The 19,700-nt window shown below is 43.8% G+C and carries 19 protein-coding genes; 9 read left to right on the plus strand and 10 right to left on the minus strand.

Annotation, left to right across the window (positions count from 1 at the left end; genetic code table 11):
* Positions 1-99 precede the first annotated feature (99 nt).
* From B0I21_RS02720 to ruvB, 4 genes are all read left to right on the plus strand, one after another.
* Positions 100-1,869 carry a peptide MFS transporter gene (locus tag B0I21_RS02720; RefSeq protein ID WP_133638852.1) on the plus strand — a complete coding sequence of 590 codons (1,770 nt, stop codon included), beginning with the start codon at positions 100-102 and terminating at the stop codon, positions 1,867-1,869.
* 65 nt (positions 1,870-1,934) lie between these two features.
* Positions 1,935-3,419, plus strand: coding sequence for a peptide MFS transporter (locus B0I21_RS02725; RefSeq protein ID WP_133638854.1), 1,485 nt, complete (start codon positions 1,935-1,937; stop codon positions 3,417-3,419).
* Between the two features lie 239 nt (positions 3,420-3,658).
* A complete protein-coding gene (locus B0I21_RS02730) occupies positions 3,659-4,384 on the plus strand; it encodes a polyprenol monophosphomannose synthase (protein ID WP_133638856.1) in 726 nt (241 codons plus the stop codon).
* Positions 4,385-4,412: 28 nt separating this feature from the next.
* The gene (gene ruvB / locus B0I21_RS02735; RefSeq protein WP_133639002.1) at positions 4,413-5,435 is read left to right on the plus strand and encodes a Holliday junction branch migration DNA helicase RuvB; all 1,023 of its coding nucleotides are present in this window, start codon (positions 4,413-4,415) and stop codon (positions 5,433-5,435) included.
* 94 nt (positions 5,436-5,529) lie between these two features.
* Here ruvB and B0I21_RS02740 read toward each other — a convergent pair whose 3' ends face one another.
* Positions 5,530-6,087, minus strand: a complete 558-nt coding sequence (locus B0I21_RS02740) for a hypothetical protein (RefSeq protein WP_133638858.1) — start codon at positions 6,085-6,087, stop codon at positions 5,530-5,532.
* The gene (locus B0I21_RS02745; protein WP_133638860.1) at positions 6,077-7,501 is read right to left on the minus strand and encodes an ATP-dependent DNA helicase; all 1,425 of its coding nucleotides are present in this window, start codon (positions 7,499-7,501) and stop codon (positions 6,077-6,079) included. The genes B0I21_RS02740 and B0I21_RS02745 overlap by 11 nt, the downstream gene beginning before the upstream one ends.
* Before the next feature lie 82 nt (positions 7,502-7,583).
* Here B0I21_RS02745 and B0I21_RS02750 point away from each other — a divergent pair, with 82 nt between their 5' ends.
* Genes B0I21_RS02750 through coaD form a run of 3 tightly spaced genes read left to right on the plus strand, consistent with a single transcriptional unit; the run spans position 7,584 to position 9,385 of the window.
* Entirely contained in the window at positions 7,584-8,375 is a 792-nt protein-coding gene (locus tag B0I21_RS02750; RefSeq protein ID WP_133638862.1) for a DUF3822 family protein, read from the plus strand.
* Positions 8,363-8,899, plus strand: coding sequence for a 16S rRNA (guanine(966)-N(2))-methyltransferase RsmD (gene rsmD / locus B0I21_RS02755; RefSeq protein WP_133638864.1), 537 nt, complete (start codon positions 8,363-8,365; stop codon positions 8,897-8,899). The genes B0I21_RS02750 and rsmD overlap by 13 nt, the downstream gene beginning before the upstream one ends.
* Before the next feature lie 9 nt (positions 8,900-8,908).
* Positions 8,909-9,385 (plus strand): pantetheine-phosphate adenylyltransferase, encoded by a 477-nt coding sequence (gene coaD / locus B0I21_RS02760; RefSeq protein WP_243835926.1) that lies wholly within the window; start codon positions 8,909-8,911, stop codon positions 9,383-9,385.
* Here coaD and B0I21_RS02765 read toward each other — a convergent pair.
* The 7 genes from B0I21_RS02765 to B0I21_RS02795 all read right to left on the minus strand — a co-directional run bounded on the left by B0I21_RS02765 (position 9,382) and on the right by B0I21_RS02795 (position 15,999).
* Entirely contained in the window at positions 9,382-10,635 is a 1,254-nt protein-coding gene (locus B0I21_RS02765) for a DEAD/DEAH box helicase (RefSeq protein WP_243835927.1), read from the minus strand. The two genes, coaD and B0I21_RS02765, sit on opposite strands and share 4 nt — an antisense overlap.
* A gap of 509 nt (positions 10,636-11,144) precedes the next feature.
* Positions 11,145-11,732 (minus strand): outer membrane beta-barrel protein, encoded by a 588-nt coding sequence (locus tag B0I21_RS02770; RefSeq protein ID WP_133638868.1) that lies wholly within the window; start codon positions 11,730-11,732, stop codon positions 11,145-11,147.
* A 460-nt stretch (positions 11,733-12,192) separates the two neighbouring features.
* The gene (gene dnaJ / locus B0I21_RS02775) at positions 12,193-13,341 is read right to left on the minus strand and encodes a molecular chaperone DnaJ (RefSeq protein ID WP_133638870.1); all 1,149 of its coding nucleotides are present in this window, start codon (positions 13,339-13,341) and stop codon (positions 12,193-12,195) included.
* A gap of 3 nt (positions 13,342-13,344) precedes the next feature.
* Positions 13,345-13,953: a nucleotide exchange factor GrpE gene (locus B0I21_RS02780; protein ID WP_243835928.1), complete on the minus strand. Its 609-nt coding sequence runs from the start codon at positions 13,951-13,953 to the stop codon at positions 13,345-13,347.
* Between the two features lie 84 nt (positions 13,954-14,037).
* The gene (locus tag B0I21_RS02785; protein WP_133638872.1) at positions 14,038-14,718 is read right to left on the minus strand and encodes a cell division ATP-binding protein FtsE; all 681 of its coding nucleotides are present in this window, start codon (positions 14,716-14,718) and stop codon (positions 14,038-14,040) included.
* A 9-nt stretch (positions 14,719-14,727) separates the two neighbouring features.
* On the minus strand, positions 14,728-14,931 hold the full coding sequence (locus tag B0I21_RS02790) for a fructose-6-phosphate aldolase (protein WP_133638874.1): 204 nt from the start codon (positions 14,929-14,931) through the stop codon (positions 14,728-14,730).
* Positions 14,932-14,985: 54 nt separating this feature from the next.
* Entirely contained in the window at positions 14,986-15,999 is a 1,014-nt protein-coding gene (locus B0I21_RS02795; protein ID WP_133638876.1) for an acyl-CoA reductase, read from the minus strand.
* A 139-nt stretch (positions 16,000-16,138) separates the two neighbouring features.
* Here B0I21_RS02795 and B0I21_RS02800 point away from each other — a divergent pair, with 139 nt between their 5' ends.
* Together B0I21_RS02800 and B0I21_RS02805 are read left to right on the plus strand one after the other, a co-directional pair.
* A complete protein-coding gene (locus tag B0I21_RS02800; protein ID WP_133638878.1) occupies positions 16,139-16,489 on the plus strand; it encodes a 4Fe-4S dicluster domain-containing protein in 351 nt (116 codons plus the stop codon).
* A 138-nt stretch (positions 16,490-16,627) separates the two neighbouring features.
* Positions 16,628-18,064: a dicarboxylate/amino acid:cation symporter gene (locus tag B0I21_RS02805; protein ID WP_133638880.1), complete on the plus strand. Its 1,437-nt coding sequence runs from the start codon at positions 16,628-16,630 to the stop codon at positions 18,062-18,064.
* A 187-nt stretch (positions 18,065-18,251) separates the two neighbouring features.
* Here B0I21_RS02805 and B0I21_RS02810 read toward each other — a convergent pair whose 3' ends face one another.
* Positions 18,252-19,643 carry an arginine decarboxylase gene (locus tag B0I21_RS02810; RefSeq protein WP_133638882.1) on the minus strand — a complete coding sequence of 464 codons (1,392 nt, stop codon included), beginning with the start codon at positions 19,641-19,643 and terminating at the stop codon, positions 18,252-18,254.
* Between the last annotated feature and the right edge of the window lie 57 nt (positions 19,644-19,700).

The raw sequence follows: 19,700 nt of genomic DNA on the forward strand, positions 1-19,700 counted from the left end.
TTCTGTAAAAATGCGCGTAAAGATGTTACGCGCATTTTTTGTTTGTTCAAACCGATATTTTAATTGATTTGCTTATTTTTGGCCATCAAATAAATGCGTATGACAGAGAATTCTTCGGTTTCACTTGATAACCACGCAAGTGGAGAACGAGTATTGGGCCATCCGGCCGGTCTTTTCGTTCTTTTTTTTACCGAAATGTGGGAGCGCTTTTCGTTTTACGGAATGCGTGTGTTGTTGATCCAATTTTTAACCGCCTCCGTGTTGGGCGCAAACCCCGGCTGGGGATGGACAGCCGAACAGGCTGGTGCGCTCTACGGAACCTACGCGATGCTGCTGTACATTACTCCCATTTTCGGGGGGGTCATTGCCGATAAATATATTGGATCGCGCGCCGCTGTGATCATCGGTGCTGCTATCATGACATTAGGGCATGCAGCCATGGCGTTTGATTCGCCGATCTTATTTTTCGTCGGTTTGGCCTGTTTAGTTATTGGTACCGGCTTCTTTAAACCCAATATGCCCGCGATTCTTGGCGAGATGTATAAGCTTCTACCGGAGAAAAAGGATGGCGCCTATACTATCTTTTACATGGGTGTGAATGCTGGTGCATTTTTCGGTATGATGCTTTGCGGCTACTTAGCGGAAACGGTAGGCTGGCACTGGGGTTTTGGTTTGGCAGGCATATTTATGTTGCTCGGCACCTTTCAGTTTTGGCTGGCAGGCCCACTGTTGGGAAGGTTGGGCATGCTCGATAAAACGAAGAACGCCGATCAAAGCGCTGCTACGGCAAATTTGGAAGCAGGGGAAACAACGCACAATAAATTTACCGGTCTGGATATCATCTTGATGATCGTGGTGGGTGTCATTGGCTTACTGTACGCCTTCAATGATCCGCTTTCCAAAAACAATGTGCTTGATGTTTTTGCTTTTCTCGACACCGCGAACTTACGTGGCCAGAACATCATGGTCATCGGCGCGCTGCTTTTGTTTTTGGTTCTTATCGTGATGCGTATACAACGCTACGCGAAAGTCGTCCGTGATCGGATGTATGGTGTGATCCTGTTGGGATTCTTTCTCATTTTCTTCTTTATGAGCTTCGAGCAGGGAGCGACCTCGCTGGTTCTTGTTGCGCGTGACTATGTCGATCGGGAATTGACGGGAAACAGTTTGCTTGCCTTTAACGTGATGAATACCTTGCTTACCATCGTGCCGTTGATTATCATTTCCTGGGTATTGATCAAGTTGGCCATAGTCACCTGGAAAAAAATAGCTTGGTCAAATATCATCTTGTTTCTCTGCTTTATTTTAATTTGGGCAGCAGGGATATGGATGTTGTACAGTGAATTTTCCGCTGAAAAATCAGCGATTAAAGTATCTTGGTTCTCCATTTTAAATTCATTTTTCATTATCGCCTTGGCTTCTTCTGTATCCAAAATCTGGGAGTCGAAGTTTAATCCTACAGCTGCGATGAAATATGGTTACGGTCTTATATTAGTCGCGATAGGCTTTTTAATACTTGGTTTTGGTTCGCTCGGCGCAAGCAGTGGGGCGAAGATCTCCATGATATTTTTAGTCTTGACCTATCTTTTTCATACATTGGGTGAGCTCTTTATTTCGCCTGTTGGATTGTCCTATGTGTCTAAACTGGTGCCTGCGCGGATGTTGGCGTTTATGTTCGGCATGTGGTATCTGGCCATTGCGATAGCACAGAAATTAGCAGCCATCTTAGGTGGGCAAGTGGAAACTATACAAGAAAACTATTCGCTCAGTCATTTCTTTTTCCTGTTCACCATTATTCCGGCAGCAGGAGGAATACTTGTAATGGTCCTGAATCCGCTTATTAAACGTTTAATGCACGGGATTAAATAACTACAGCAAGCGGCCAACTTTTACGCAAAAAAGTTGGCCGTTTCTATCCTAAATCTTTACCGATCATGTCAAAACAGGTTACCTTGGATGATATCCAAAACTTCGAAGGGAAATATCCGAAACAACTTTGGTACCTTTTCCTTGTCGAGATGTGGGAGCGTTTTTGCTTCTATGGCATGCGGGGCGTATTGGCCATATTTATGGTTGACCAGCTCTTGCTTTCCGAAAAAGATGCCAACTTAAAATATGGTGCTATACAGGCATTTGTCTATGCCTTTACGTTTGTGGGCGGCATTTTTGCCGATAAAATATTGGGGTTCAAGCGATCGCTAACCTTCGGCGCAATCTTGATGATTTTAGGGAATGGCCTTATTGCGATAAATCCACACGATTTCTTTTACTTCGGTATTGCCTTGACCATTATTGGTACGGGTTTTTTTAAACCTAACATATCGTCTATGGTGGGCGATCTATACAAGGAAGGTGATTCACGCCGCGATGCAGGCTTTGGTATCTTTTATTCCGGGATAAACGTCGGTGCACTGTTGGGCGGTGCGCTTTGCGTATGGTTAGGAAAAGAGCACTCATGGAATTTAGCATTTTTGGCAGCTGCCATTGTGATGCTTATTGGCATCATCATCTTTCTAGCAACAAAGAAACAGTTAGGACCCATTGGCAATAGCCCGATCGCTCATCTTCCTAGATCCAAAAAGACGGCCTGGGAGGTATTGGTTTACGTCGGTGCGCTAGTCTGCATCCCGCTTATTTTCATCATGGTAAATAACACGCGGTATACCGACCTTTTTATGTATACGATTGGTCCGTTGGCTTTAGGTTATTTTCTATATCAGATATTCCGAGAAACGGATGCAAAAGTACGGCAGAAGCTTATTGCCGCCTTGGTATTGATCTTGTTCTCTATCTTGTTTTTTGCCATTTTCGAACAGGCCGGAGGGTCATTAGCGCTATTCGCCAAGGATAATCTGCATACGAACCTGCTGTTCTTCGATATTGACCCTAATGTGGTCAATAACGGGGCAAACTCGTTGTTCGTTATTGTTTTTAGTCCTATTCTTGGCCTGCTGTGGTTGGCATTGGCCAAGAAGAAACTGGAACCGAATACCGTGATTAAATTTGGACTTGGATTTCTGCTGTTAGGAATTGGCTATTACGTATTCTTCGGAACACGCTTTTTCGCTGATGAATCCGGAAAAACTTCTTTAGGGGTGTTCACCCTTGCTTATCTTGCCGTCACGCTGGGTGAACTGTGCCTGTCACCGATCGGCCTGTCGATGATTACTAAATTATCGCCAAGGCATTTGGGCGGCATGATGATGGGGCTTTGGTTTCTGGCCAGTGCGTATGGACAATATGTGGCCGGTTTGCTTGGCGCAGGCATGTCATCTCCGGATGAAGGTGCCTCGCTTATGGATAAGTTGCTTGGTTACACCGCGGGCTACCAGCAGTTGGCTTGGTACTCGTTTATAGCCGGTGTTATTTTGATTGTGCTTTCGCCTTTTGTGAAAAGGCTGATGCATGGTGTAAACTAGAGGCATCTCCGTACCCGGGTAGCAGGGTTGCTAGAGAAAAACGGGCAGCTGTCCTCCGGGGCAAGAAGCATGCGCGGGGCAAAGCAAATTTTGCGCATGGAAGGCAGATCTCTTTCATGGAATAGGGCTTCCGTAGTTGCTGGGCTGCCATCCTTGCTGTATTTTCACCATAGCGGCAGCAGGGATAGACATCCGCTGGTTTTTTTGTATATTTAGTGAATTTAAAATTTTGATAACGCGTGTCTGACAGTTTAGTCATTATCCCAACCTATAACGAGAAGGAAAACATCGAGAAGATCATTCGGAAGGTATTTTCCTTGGCGGTGCCTTTTGATATCCTGATTGTTGACGACGGCTCGCCGGATGGTACGGGAAATATCGTTAATGCTTTGCAGAAGGATTTTGCTGGCCGCTTGTATTTGGAAGAGCGCAGTGGAAAACTGGGCTTAGGTACAGCCTATATTCACGGTTTCAAGTGGGCGTTGGGCCGGCATTACGATTATATTTTCGAAATGGATGCTGATTTTAGCCACAACCCTGAAGACCTCATTCGTTTGCGAGAGGCCTGTTTGCTGGGAGCAGATATGGCTGTAGGCTCACGTTATATAAAGGGTGTCAACGTCGTCAATTGGCCGATGAGCCGCGTGTTAATGTCGTATTTTGCCTCCGTTTACGTGCGCTTTATCACGGGTATAGGGGTTCAGGATGCGACGGCTGGTTTTGTGTGTTTTTCCAGGAAAGTGCTAGAGAAAATTCCATTAGATCAAATCAAATTTGTAGGCTATGCATTTCAGATCGAAATGAAATTTAAGGCTATATTGTATAAATTCAACGTAGTCGAAGTACCGATCATCTTCACGGATAGGACGGAGGGTGTTTCGAAGATGAGTACCCGCATATTTAGGGAAGCCTTTTTTGGGGTCATCCAACTGAAGACAGAGAGTTGGTTTAAAAAATACAATTAAGTATCTTTATTGCTGTTAACGAAGTATGATGAATGAACATCTTGATCCGAACGCCGAACGATTAACGCCCGCTGATAAGGATATAGAACGTGCCTTACGGCCGCAGGCATTCGAGGATTTTACTGGTCAGGCTAAAATCCTGGAAAACCTCTCTATTTTCGTTCGGGCGGCGAAGCTTCGTGGCGAGGCTTTGGATCATGTACTGTTACATGGCCCTCCCGGGCTCGGTAAAACTACGCTGTCGAATATTATTGCGAATGAGATGGGCGTGAATATAAAAATCACGTCGGGTCCTGTCTTGGATAAACCGGGCGATTTGGCCGGCCTATTGACAAACCTGGAAGAAGGTGACGTACTTTTTATCGACGAGATTCATCGGTTGAGCCCGCTGGTAGAAGAATATTTGTATTCGGCCATGGAGGACTTTAAAATCGACATTATGCTCGAAACAGGTCCAAATGCCCGATCCGTTCAAATATCCCTTAATCCATTTACATTAATAGGAGCCACAACCCGGTCTGGCTTACTAACAGCGCCACTTCGCGCGCGCTTTGGTATTAATGCTCGACTACAATATTACGATGCTAAACTCTTAACCACTATTGTATTAAGATCCGCAAGTATCTTAAATACCCCAATCAGCGATGAAGGAGCATACGAAATCGCACGAAGGAGCCGTGGCACACCTCGTATCGCCAACGCACTTCTTCGTCGGACGCGAGACTTTGCCCAAATTAAAGGTAATGGCGCTATTGACAAGGCCATTGCACAATATGCGCTAACGGCGTTAAATGTCGATGAAAATGGTCTAGATGAGATGGATAACCGCATTTTATTAACTATCATCGATAAATTTAAGGGCGGACCCGTAGGGCTGAAGACCATTGCTACGGCCGTGGGAGAAGATGAAGGTACTATCGAAGAGGTTTATGAACCGTTCTTAATTCAAGAAGGGTACCTCATGCGTACATCTCGAGGAAGGGAATGCACGGAAACAGCATATCGTCATCTGGGTAAAATAAACCTAAACAAAGGAAATACCTTGTTTTAGTAAACCGCACTGCAGTAATTGGTTATTTCTTTAGATAATCCGCTCTTACTCGATAAACTGGAGCTTGTCTTGATAAGACGATAGCCGTGGTTTTTCACGATTCCTGTAAACGTTTGAGAATACGCTTTGCTCGGCTGGTTAGTGCAGGGCTGGGTGTCTTCAGCAGGTGCTGGATTTGTGCGGTAAGTTCTTCCCGTATCCATTCTTGTTCTACGCTCAAATAATAGAGGATATCCAAGCAGTTAACTACCACCGCTACCGGACAACTCGGTGTGATGATCCAGTCGAAACATTGTTCGATCCAAATCTCATCATACCTGTCGTTTTTTTCAACCCATTGCCGGGGCGGTTTGGTAACGATCATACCAATCTTCGAAAAGCTTCGAATACAGCTCCAATTTTTTAAGGAAGATAAGTGACGCATGAAATCTGGGTAGATCGGGCGGATGATCTGTGGTGCTTTAATCGCGGTATGTTCCAACAACCAAGAAGCGCGGAAGGCGACTTGCGCATCGTTATGGTAAGCGTATCGCAGCAGCGAAGCTGGCGTGAGCCCGTGCGCGCTGATAAATTCTAATCCAAAGACCTTAGCATCAAATGCACGAATGTCATGCCTTAGAAACTGCAAGACTGTTTCTTCCTCACTCGCCATAAAATTTAGGATTGAAATTGACTAGAAAAAGCTGTTTCGTAGCGCGTGTAATAGCCGTATACAACCAGCGTAGGAATTCTGTGTTCAGCATCTCATCATTCAGGAAACCTTGATCAACGAAAACACAGGGCCATTGTCCGCCTTGCGCCTTATGGCAGGTAATTGCATAAGCAAACTTTATTTGTAGGGCATTGTAGTAAGGATCTTTCTTTATCGCGTCTAGGCGATCTTTCTTGGCGGGTATATCGCTGTAATCCTGCGCAATGGAGCTATACAAAAGTTGTTGCTGCTCATGCGGCAGATTGGGCGAGTCTACGTGTAAGCTGTCAAGCAATACCCGGCAAAGAATGGGATCGAGCTCGTCATCGTCCAAGAATTCCAAGGCGATATCGGCAAACCGAAAGCCGTGTTGCTCATGTATGTTACTCACTTTCCGAATCTTCGCCAGATCGCCGTTGGCAATAAATCCCGTATTTTGCTCATCATGTTGTTGCAACCAGTAGTAATTATTGCGTACCACCATAACCAAATCGCCGCCAGTAATTTCTTCATCACGAAAGAGTATTTGATTCCGGATATGTTGGTTGTAGAGATTGGCGGAACGGTTTGATCGGCAGATCACGATCGAATTTTGAATATCGAACGTATCGTAGCTATAATGCAGCCCTTCGATCAGGCGGTCGCCGTTCATGCGGAAGATGTCGGAAAAGCCTTTGGTATGAAATTGCGGGAAGGGTAAACTATCTTGTTGTTGCTCCAAGTCAATATCATCGCGTACTCTCGTGGCATTGAACAGTATGCCAGAGTCCTGGCGCTGCCGTACCACTTCGCGCAGCTCGTAATGAAAAGTATGTAGGTGATAATTGGCACGGATATACTGTGCATCCAGGGCGGGGCTTTCCAGCATGCCCACCGGCGGCAATTGAGCACTATCGCCCACAAACATGAGGGAGCAATTTGAGCCCGATTGCACATAGCGAATCAGATCATCTAAAAGACTACGGGAAAAGAATTGCAGCCCATCATCAGCAATCATAGACGCCTCATCCACAATAAACAGCGTGTTTTCATGCGGGTTCTCTGCCAACACAAAATCTATATCTATGGTTGCCGCAGACTTTTTTCGGTATATTTTTTTGTGAATGGTGTATGCTTTGCGTCCTGAGTAGTGTGCCATCACCTTGGCTGCCCGGCCGGTAGGCGCCAACAAAACGGATCGTTTGTTTAGCGAAGGTAGTGCATTGACCAAGGCGCTAATCGTCGTGGTCTTCCCTGTACCTGCGTATCCTTTCAAAACAAAACATGTAGATGGTTTGAACGTTAACAAAAACTTTTCCAATAAGGCGAAGAGCTCCCGTTGTTGTGCCGTTGGTTGCCATACGAATTGCTTGATGAGCAGGTTTTGAATATGCATAATCAAAGTTATCCAAAAGGTTGGTCAATTCAATTGGAAAAGCTAATTTTGTTTATCAATCGAGGCTATAGCCACATATTATATGAAGTACACGGCAGAACATTTTCATCTCCATTATATTCCACAATATCGTTTGTTAATCAAGTCAGATTTTTTGGAAGATACGATGGTCATCGTAGACGAAAAACAGGAGGTCGTCGCACTTTATAGTTACCCCTCGGAATTTCCCGATCCGGCAGCGCTCAAATTATTGGGTTTGCCTTTTGCAGATGTCTCTATCAGCTTGCCACTGGAAAGTTTTATGTTGGTGCCTTCTGAAGTGTACAGCCAGCGCCAGGTGCAACAATATCATGATTTTCAGGATGGTAAAGGTGTGGTGCAAGAATATGCTTTGCCTATGGAGGGAATTACTGCATTATACCAATATGACCACCTGCTGTTCAAGCGCTGGACCGCAATATTTCCCCAAGCTAAGTTATTTGCTGACTTTCAAATTATCTTCGCGTTGGTGGAGCAGCATGTACTCAACACGGCTTCTGTATTAGGCGTGCATGTGAAAAATAAAAAGGTAGAAATGTATGTTTTCCAAGGGAAAGAATTGCAACTGTACCATGATTTTGATGTCGATACTGCCGACGACTTACACTATTTTATCCTAAACGTACGAAGCACATTGGGTATTACGGGGCTGTTCGACAAGGTGCTGCTATCTGGCGTCGCGGCAACCGATCCTTTCGCGCATGCCGTACGTAGCTATGCTAATGAGTTGGTTTTCCTACAGGGAAACTCTGCCCTGTATGCGGAAGATGCAGCGGTACAGACGAAAATTGAATCTTTACATATCATTGCCGAATTCCCGTCATGCGTATCGTAGGCGGACAATATGGCGGTTTGCGATTGAGCCCCCCAGCCAATCTTCCGGTAAGACCAACGACCGACATCGCGAAAGAAGCGCTGTTCAATATTTTAGAGCATAAGCTGACACTAGCTGATTGCACCTGTCTGGATCTTTTTGCGGGTACAGGCAATATCAGTTTCGAGTTGGTATCACGAGGAGCGTTGGATGTGGATGCCATCGATATCCATTTCAAATGTCTTCAGTACATTAAGGAAACCGCATTAAAGCTTAATACGGAACGTATCAGCACACGCAAGGCCGATGTGCTAAAATATATTTCCTCGTGTAAAAAGCAATACGACTTTATTTTTGCTGACCCACCATATGATTTGCCCAAACTTCCACAGCTGGCCACGCTGATATTCGAAAACGAACTGCTCAAATCCGAAGGACTGCTCGTGATTGAACATCCGTCGACACGGAAGATGGACGATATTCCCTATTTCTTAGAGACGAGAAAGTATGGTTATTCTTCATTCAGTTTTTACAAACATACCTAACATTGCGCTATGATAAAGACCGCTGTTTTTGCCGGGTCCTTTGATCCCTTTACGCTTGCCCATTATGATTTGGTCAACCGAAGTTTATCGCTCTTTGATAAGGTTATTATCGGTATCGGCGTTAACCGTGCGAAGCAGGGTCTGATGACCTATGAAGAGCGCGAAGACGTGATTTCGGAAATTTTTGCGGCGAACCACCGGGTGGAGGTGCAACAATTCAATGGGCTTACGGTACAGTTCTGTGATCGCGTGCAGTCCACTTATCTATTAAGAGGACTGCGTAATACGAACGACTTTGAATTTGAAAATGCTATTGCGCAAAATAATTTGATTCTGGCGCCCCATATAGAAACGTATTTCTTAATGGCAAAATCGGGATTGGCTCATATCTCTTCGACCATCGTTCGGGATATTTTTCAACACGGAGGTGATATCTCCAATCTGGTGCCTTCTGAGGTCTTGGCTTTCTTAAATGAAAAAGCCTAGGTACGTCCGATTTTCACTTTTTTGCCCTTGATCTTTCCGTTGGCCGCATTTTTTATAATCGTTAGGGCCGATGTGCGTTTAACGGCTACAAAAGATTCTTTATCTTTTACTTCGATAAGACCAATGTCGTCTTTTTGCACATCAGGCAAATTGAGCATAAATCCCACAATGTCAACCTTATTTATTTTATCCTTTTTCCCGCCGGTGACGTAAAGGGTAGCAAAAGGCGCATCTGCTGGCAAGGGCAATTCATCGATGAGCTCGAGCACGGTACAGCTTTCATCCACATAGGGATAATCCTCATCAGGTTTTAAGATAATGAAAACCTCGCCGGAGGCCTGCATACGCGCAGTACGTCCGTTTCGGTGGATAAAGGCGTCTTCCTTGTATGGCAGCTGATAATGTATGATGACATCTACTTCCGGAATGTCCAGTCCACGTGCAGCTAAATCTGTGGTGATTAGGATACGGTTCGAGTTATTTCGGAATTTTAAAAGAGCAAGCTCGCGGTCTGACTGTTCCAGGCCGCCATGAAATACATCGTGAATCAATTCACGGTCTTCCAGTAGATTACTGATATGGTCTACGGCCTCGCGATGGTTGCAAAAGATAATGGTTTTTTTCTCGCCATTCATGCACAATAGCTGAAACAGTGCTTTCAGCTTATACTGCGCCGGGGCAATGATCTTCTGCATCTTTAAATTGGGCACAGAGCTGCTATCATCGGAGAAATCTACTGTGATGTAATCCTTAATTCCGGTAAATTCCGGAATCTCGGACATCTTGGTAGCCGATGTCAACACGCGGTGTTTCAATGCTGTAAGCTGTTGAATTATGGTAACCATTTGCCCGTGAAAGCCAAACTCCAGCGACTTATCGAACTCATCCAAGATTAGGCTATGAACGTGCTGGGTGTTAATATGGCCGCGTTCCAAGTGGTAGGTAATCCGACCGGGTGTGCCGATCAATATGGTAGGAGCTTCACGCAGCTTATTACGCTCTGTTTTCGTGTCGTTACCACCGTAAACGCAGGTAGTTTTTAACCCTTGGTGCACTTTTCGAACGACCTGCTCTATTTGTAGAGCCAGTTCGCGCGTAGGAACAACAATAAAAGCCTGGGTACCCGACGTCTCTGCCTCCAGCTGTTTATCCAATAAGAGGGTAAAGGCCAAGGTTTTTCCGGTTCCAGTAGGCGAGTGTAAAATAAGATCTTTGGACGGATCGTAATTATCGAGGACAGCTTTTTGCATTTCGTTTAACTCCGAAATTTGCAAACGCTGTAGTATATGCAGAAGTTCCATGCTGCAAAAGTAGGGAAATTAAAAAGTAAAAATTAAAAAGTAAAAATTAAAAAGTCAAAAGGGAGAAGTTAAAATTGAAAAATAATGCTGTACAGTCTAACTAAACCTATATACTACCTACTGATATCTAACTTCATTACGCACCAGCAATTAAGTCCATCCCACCACCTTTCCGTCCTTAGCCAGGACATGGCGTTCCTTTTGTAGGGCAAAAGAAACCAAAACCCCGTCGCTTGAAACCTTTGCAAGGGATGGGTTATGCATTGGCAAATTTCTACAAACTGCAAAGCTTTCGATGCGACATTCTTTCTATCTCACTACCCACCACCAATATATTACCGCCCACAACCATCTACATACTACATACTATGTACTATCTACTAAAGTCTAATTCGCTATTAGGGACAAAAAAAAGCGTTCCCTATGTAGAGAACGCTTTTGAAGATTATTTGAAGGGTTTAAAAGTAGAATTGTACCCCAAGTGTCGGCGCTAAGGAGTTTACATCCAATCCGAATGTGTTATTTGTTACATCATTTGTTTTGTCTTTTTGCGATTCAAAATACAAACCGCGTACTCTCAGCTCGATCCCTACGTTGCTAACGGGGAAGTAGGCAAAGCCTGGCGCAAGTTCGACACCATATCTTTCGAATTTTCTTTCTTCAGTTCCGGCCATTGTTTCTGTAGTTTGTTTACCCCAAGCCATAGGAACCGATAATTGGGAGAAAAACTTAAAGTCACCTTCGCCAATGTAATTTCTTACGAAAGGGGATACGTTAAACCAATTGGTCTTATAGTCTAGATTCGTGCCGTTGTCTCGGTTGCTCCAGCTGTAACCAATGCCCGTTCCAACAGCCCAATTGTCGCTAACGAAGTAACCCGCAGTTGGATTGATTGAAAATGCGTTGTATTTGCCATCGATATCCTCATACTTCGATGTGCTAAATCCTACCTGGCCACCAATAAGGAATTTACCTTGTTCGGTTTGCGCATGGGAAGCCAAGGTTAGTGCAGATACTGCGGTTAATGTTAAGAATAATTTTTTCATGTTACTTGTACTTAAAATTTGTTAATAAAGTTTGACTTTTAGTCTGATATGTTCAGTGTGTTCAATGTTTATGCCATTGGATTGCTTTGTGTGTCATCAAAATGTTTGATTGTACAAGCCATTGACGCACACCCAATTTAATACAGTTCCCTACAGTCTATTAATCTGAGGTTCGTGCATTAAAATACGAAAGTATTTTATTAATTACGCTTGTAAACCAATCTAATAGATATTTTTTCGGTAAAATTGTCCACTTATGTCAGGCTGTTGGATAATTTGTCATATGACTTAATGCCAGATGCACGCAACCCAAAATAGCTAACACAATACAGGTCGATCGCTGGCCAAAAATTCGAAAAGTTCGAGGAGACGCTAAAGGCGTGTAATTACCATGCGTAACTACATAGGAAAAGAAAAAGGTCCGATACTATCGGACCTTTAACGCATTAAAATAGTGAAATTATTCGAAATATTCTTTGATACGTTCAAAAAATGACTTTTCGCTTTTGCCAGGCTGTGGCTTGAAATTAGCGGAGTCTTTTAATTTTTCGAGAAGTGACCGCTCTTCGGCAGAAACGGCTTTAGGCGTCCATACGTTTACGTAAACCAATTGGTCCCCTTTATGGTATGAATTCACCTCTGGCACGCCTTTTCCTTTTAAGCGCAATATCTTACCGCCCTGTGTTCCTGGTTCGATTTTGATCTTTGCTTTGCCGTCTATGGTTGGTATCTCCACGCTCGTGCCTAAGGCAGCATCAGCGAAGTTGATGTACAGATCATAGATCACGTTGATCCCATCCCGTTTGAGTGTTTCGTGCTGAACTTCTTCGATAAGGATGATTAAGTCTCCAGGTACGCCTCCGCGTGGTGCAGCATTTCCTTTTCCACTCATCGAAAGTTGCATGCCTTCGCTAACACCGGCTGGGATATTGATAGCGATGGTTTCTTCGCCGCGCTCCAGACCTTCACCTTTACACGTGGTACACTTGGATGTGATTTCGACCCCTTCGCCATTACAGGTCGGGCAGGTGCTTGTTGTTTGCATTTGCCCTAGGATGGTATTGGTCACTCTGCGCACTGAACCCGAACCACCACAGGTGTTACAGGTATGGTACGCTGATTTATCTTTTGCCCCTGTACCGCTACAGGTATGACAATGTACTTGTTTATTAACTTTAACTTTCTTTTCAACCCCTTTGGCAATTTCCTCCAAGGTTAGTTTCACCTTGATTCGCAAGTTTGAACCGCGTTGTACGCGACGGCCACCACCGCTGCGCGCTCCGCCGCCGAAGAAACTTTCGAAAGGACTTCCGCCTCCGAAAATATCGCCAAACTGGCTGAAGATGTCGTCCATATTCATGCCACCACCGCCAAAGCCAGACGCAGAGTTGCCGCTGTGACCAAACTGATCATAGCGCTGGCGCTTTTCAGGGTTGCTTAAAATTTCATAGGCTTCTGCGGCTTCTTTAAATTTATCTTCCGCCTCTTTGTCATCCGGATTTTTGTCCGGGTGATACTTTATAGCCAGCTTACGATAGGCTGACTTGATTGCTGCGGCATCTGCTGACTTCGCAACGCCCAATACATCATAATAATCTCTCTTCGCCATCTCTTATTGACCTATTACTACTTTAGCAAAACGAACTACCTTATCATTGAGAAAATATCCCTTTTCTACCACATCGATCACTTTGTTCTTCAAATCTGGAGATGGCGATGGAATCGCGGTAATGGCTTCCTGAAATTCTGGATCAAAAGGTTTTCCAATGATATCATCCATCTCTTTCAAACCTTCCTGCTGCAACGTTTTACGGAACTTTTGGTTTACCAAATCAATACCCTGTCTTACAGATTCAATATCTTGTGCCGTTTGCATGGCCGACAAGGCACGATCCAAATCATCTAAAACAGGTAACAGCTTATTTAAAACATCTTTACTAGCTGACTGTATAAGCTCAACACGTTCTTTCGATGTTCTCTTTTTATAGTTGTCAAATTCGGCGAATAATCTTGCATATTTGTCGTTGGCCACGGCCACTTCCTCTTTCAGTTTTTCCTCTTCGCTAAGCGCCGACGGACTATCCGGTGTCACATTGTCTGATCCAAATTGATCCAGATTTTCCACGTTTTCGTCTTGAATATTGTTTTCCTGTTCGTTCATCATATCTAAATAGTGTAGCTCTTGATAATACCCAAATGCGATAAGCAAGAATAACGCCATCGCATAAAAAACCGACACCCTGTCAGTCTATCAAAAAATAAACTACCAAAATGTCGGTTGACTGATGTTATGTCAGTTTAGCTTTTAGATCGCCACTTGATCATATAAGGCCGTGTCAGCTGTTTTCAGTATACGAGCTGGCATATTTTTAATGATCTGGTAATCATGTGTAGCCATTAATACCGCTGTTCCGGAGGCTGCAATATCCCGAAGGAGCAATACAATTTCTTCGGATGTTGCCGGGTCTAGGTTTCCGGTAGGCTCATCGGCTAAGATAATTTCTGGGTTATTTAGCAGTGCCCGTGCAATCACGACGCGCTGCTGCTCGCCACCCGACAGCTCGTGTGGCATCTTTCTTAATTTAGACCGTAAGCCTACTTTTTCCAACACGTCCAACATGCGGTTTTCAATAAGGCCGCGCTCTGTCCAGCCCGTAGCTTTCAAAGCAAACTCCAAGTTTTTCTCCACCGTGCGGTCATTTAACAAATGGAAGTCCTGGAAAACGATGCCCAGTTTCCGGCGTAAAAAAGGTACATCATTTTCATGAAGTTTTCGCAGATCAAAGCCCGCTACCATGCCTTCACCATTCCCGATGTAAAGATCGCCATAAATAATTTTAAGCAAACTACTTTTACCGGTGCCGGATTGCCCGATGAGGTATATAAATTCACCTTGGTTGATATCCAGGTTTACATGAGAAAGCACCAGGTGCTTTTGTTGATAAATATCTACGTTCTTTAATTTTATAACTGTATTCTCTATCATATTTACCGCTTAAACGTCAATTTTTTTAATTTGGCCAAATGGCATGTCTTGGACAACCTGCATAATGTATGCCGCCTTGTGGCCTAACCCGATTTTTTCCAACGATTTATCAGGTCTATCCACCCGAAAATATGCAAGAAGCGTGAAAGCCTCATCCCGCAACTGTACATAGTCTGGAATTTTGGCTACTCCCTTTACTTTTATTACATACATAAAACAAAGGTAAAATATTTTGTGAAACCCACGCCTTTTATCGTACACTATTTACTAGGCGTGCGTGAACAGGAAAGCGGGCACGTCTACACCATCCGCATAATCTGTTAATCCCGGACACTGGCTTCCACCCAATGAAAACGTCGAAATCTTGCTTTCTATTGCCCCATTGCTAACGATGCACTGGATCTTTTCCGCCTGTTCATCCAGCAACTTCGTGACATCTTCCAATTTGCTATATGTTTCATAAAAGAGGACTGCAAGCGGTGAGGCTATCCGCTGATCTTCTTTGACTAACAAAAACCCGTTATCAAAGTGCTTGTCGCCGTTGATCAGGTAGATGGATTTGTTATAATCGTAGTTATTGCCGTATTTAAAATGCTCACGGATCGGTTCAAAAGATGCAATAGCTTCAAAAAAGCGCGATAGGGGAAAGTCTTCGGGAATAAACATTTTAGACACGGAGCGGCAACCCAATCCGAAATAATCAAAAATATCGTATCCGAGATGCTGTAATTCCGCTGTGCTTTCTTCACCGGTCAAGATGGCGACTGCATTTCTATTTTTTCGGATGATATGAGGCTTCTTCCCGAAATAGTGCTCGAAATAGCGTGAGCTGTTGTCGCTGCCTGTGGCGATAACGAGATCGTAGTCGGCCAAGCGGTCGACTATGGTAATTTTGGAGGCGAAACGGGGTTCTATACCGTTTAAGGCGTTGACAATAAACGGTGTTAGGCCTGCATCATCTGATGATAGTTTGATTTTGGCATGGAAGCCCGCTAGCAATACCGACATGATATCCTGAAAGCCGACCAGTGGAATGTTTCCGGCTAAGATAAGTCCAACAGTTTTGTCAGACTCCAGGTCGGGGTAGGGCGCTAGCCATTCTGCCAACGTACTTTCCTGCAAATTAGCAGTCAACGCTGCGATCTGTTTGCGGGTATTGGGAACGGTATACCAAGGATTTTTTATCGCAGCAGACTGCAGGATCTCTTCCAAACCAGCGCCGCCGGTCTGCAACAATCTTCCAAGCGCAGCAAAAGCTTCGATTCGTTGTTTCTTTGTCAAAATAGAATAATTTAGAATTGTTCTCTTATTTTTTTCAAGTATCTTTGTGTCTCTTAAGAATAACTACTAACTTTGTATAGTATTGGGCTTAAGGAGCGAGAACAAAATTAGTTTATTTATTATAATTGTGAGGTTGTAAATGGCAATTAAAATTACTGACGAATGTATAAATTGTGGGGCATGCGAGCCAGAATGCCCGAACAACGCGATATATGATGCTGGTGTAACGTGGAAGTTTTCGGAAGGAACGGCTTTGGAAGGCGTTATTGATTTCGGTGATGGCGTAACATTAGACGCTAACGCGGCACAAGATGCTATTTCCGATGAAGTTTACTACATCGTTTCCGATAAATGTACGGAGTGTGTTGGATTTCATGATGAGCCGCAGTGCGCTGCTGTTTGTCCCGTGGATTGTTGTGTGGATGATGAAGAAGTTGTTGAAACGGAAGAAGAGCTGCTCGCTAAGAAAGCTTGGTTGCACGCAGAATAACGAAACGTTAATATACTTGTTAAAGCACTATCGATGGATGGTGCTTTTTTTTTTATAACGGTTTTAATACGCCAGACAATTTGGTATAAAGGCCAATTTTCATATTTTTGTTTCTTTAAGAAACGAAAACAAGACTAAATGCTAAAAAAACAAGTTGGTTTTATTACCCTTTTTACAGTTTCGATCGCCATTATACTAACCTTAATTTATGAATTCAATTGGTTTGCTATACATCCGAACTTTATGATGGGCGTTCGGTGGGTAGTCGCCGCAACATTAACCTTAAATGCGCTTTTCCGAAAAAATTTGACCACCTGGATATTGACCTGTCTTATTTTAGGTGTGTTCGTGGGGTTAGATTTTCCAGATTTAGCCAGATCTATGCAACCCTTATCCCAAGGGTTCATTAAACTGGTTAAGACGATTGTTGGGCCTATACTATTTGCTACGTTGGTATTTGGTATTGCCGGACATTCCGATTTAAAGTCGGTTGGCCGTATGGCTTGGAAATCCATGTTATATTTCGTCTCCGCGACGACCTGTGCGATTTTTATTGGTTTGATCGTTATTAACCTTACCAAAGCGGGTGTGGGGGTCGATGTGGCGAATATGCCACACGAGGAACTTCCCTCCGGCGCGACGATGGTTGATGCTGATCAAAAGGCCATGCAACATATTGCTCCTGAAGTCCACGGCGTTTACAAGTTTAACGCTTTTATTCGAGACACGTTCCCCGAAAATATCATCAAAGCCATCTACGAAAATAAAGTATTGCAAATTGTGGTGTTTGGCGTGATATTCGGTATCGCACTCGCGCTGGTCGAAGAAAAGAAGCGAAAGCCTTTAGTCGACTTTACGGAAAGTCTTTCCGAGGCGATGTTTAAGTTTACCAATATCGTTATGCTGTTTGCGCCAATAGGTGTCGGGGCGGCCATGGCCTATACGGTGGGCCATTTAGGAGTCGACATATTAAAAAATCTTTTTATGCTGCTGGCAAGCTTGTATTTGGCGCTGATTCTATTTTTATCATGCGTTCTTTTACCGGTGGCCTTATTCCTCAAGATCCCCGTCAAACGGTTTATTGCGGCGATTAAAGAGCCTGTTTCCATTGCGTTTGCGACAACAAGTTCAGATGCCGCACTCCCCAAAGCTATGAGTGCTATGGAGAAATTTGGGGTGCCACGCAAGATTGTGTCTTTTGTAATTCCTACAGGTTACAGTTTCAATTTGGATGGAACATCATTATACCTATCGTTAGCTTCTATATTCGTTGCGCAAGCGGCAGGTATACCGTTAACGATTGGGCAGCAGCTTTTAATAGCCTTCACCTTAATGATTACTTCAAAAGGTGTGGCCGCGGTGCCCCGTGCGTCGCTTATCGTACTGATTGCTACGGCCGATCAGTTTGGTTTGCCTACATTCGTTATTGCCGCTATATTAGGCATTGATGAATTGATGGATATGGCACGTACGTCTGTCAACGTGATAGGAAACTGTTTAGCTACGGTAGTTGTTGCCAAATGGGAAGGGGAATTCGATGAAGATGCGCCATATCGTGATAACGAAGATGAATAGCATGGACTGATTCCCGTGCCCATCTGTAGCCGATAGCGACGGTTTTTTTCGTTCCTCGAGCAGTTACACATTCTGCAACAATAAAAAGGAGAAGGGCGCCATCAACATGGCGCCCTTCTCCTTTTTCACCAAAAAGCCGCTCGTTTTCGCGAGCGGCCATTCTTCTTTAATCCATATGCAAAAAGGCTTATTGATAACCCAATAGCTTCATAACCTGTTTGGAGTTTTGTTCTTCGCCAAAAACTTCATAGTTGAATGTCTCGTCGCGATTGCGTCGCACGAGTACATGCTTAGGAGACGGCAGTAAACAATGATGTATACCACCGTAACCGCTTAACACATCTTGATAAGCGCCTGTATGGAAAAACCCTAAGTATTGCACCTTGCGGGTTTTGGGCATAAACACCGAGTTCATATGTGCTTCCTGGTTGTAATAGTCCTGCCCGTCGCAAGTGATACCGCCTAAGTTTACACGTTCATATTCTGAATCCCAGTTGTTTATCGGTAGTAAGATGTATTTTTGGTTTAACGCCCAAACGTCAGGCAGATTGGTGATGAAAGAACCATCGATCATGAACCATTTCTCCCGGTCGTTTTGCTGCTTGCGGCCCAACACTTTGTATAAAATGCCGGATGCTTCAGCCACCGTGTATTTGCCAAATTCGGTGATGATATCGGGTTCCATTACTTCATGATGGGCACAGATCTGTTTTATACGGTTCACAATCTCGTTGACCATGTATTCATAGTCGAAATCATGAACGAGTGAATCTTTAAATGGCATGCCGCCGCCAATATCCAATGTGTCCAGATCTGGATTCACCTTTTTGAATTTACAATACAAGGTGACATATTTCTCCAGCTCGTTCCAGTAATACGGCGTATCTGAAATTCCAGAGTTAATGAAGAAGTGGAGTAACTTTACTTTAAAATTAGGGTTGTCAGCCACTTTATTATTGTAAAAATCAATAACATCTTCCTGTCGAATTCCTAAACGCGAGGTGTAGAATTGCGAATCAGGCTGTTCCTCCGATGCAATGCGAATGCCTAGAGCGCAAGGCTCTTCCAGCTCTATTTCATCATCATACAAGTTAAACTCTTCCTTGTTATCCAATACCGGAATGATATTTTTGTAGCCATCATGAATCATGTCAATGATATACTGCTTGTATTGGTATGTTTTAAAGCCGTTACAGATTACGGTGATATCCTTCGTCACGGTTCCTTGACGTTCCAGTGAATCGATCATTGGCATATCAAAGGCAGAAGAGGTTTCCAAATGTATTCCATTTTTCAAGGCCTCTTCGACGATGTGCTTGAAGTGCGACGACTTCGTACAATAGCAATATTTATATGACCCGCGATAGTTATGCTTCAAGATTGCTGTTTGAAACAAAATTTTCGCTTGTTGAATTTTCTTACTGACAATAGGTAAATAGGTAAAACGTAAAGGGGTGCCGTACGTCTCTATCATCTCCATCAAATTCAAATCGTGGAAGTACAATTCGTCGTCGATAATCTCGAATCCGTCTTGTGGAAAACCAACACTTAAGTCAAGAAATTCCTGATAGCTCTGCATTTTTTATTATTTTTGGCAAAGATATACTTTCGTCATGAATACCGTACTATTGGGTAT

It is taken from the genome of Sphingobacterium paludis (assembly GCF_004364125.1).
Classification (GTDB): Bacteria; Bacteroidota; Bacteroidia; order Sphingobacteriales; family Sphingobacteriaceae; genus Sphingobacterium; species Sphingobacterium paludis.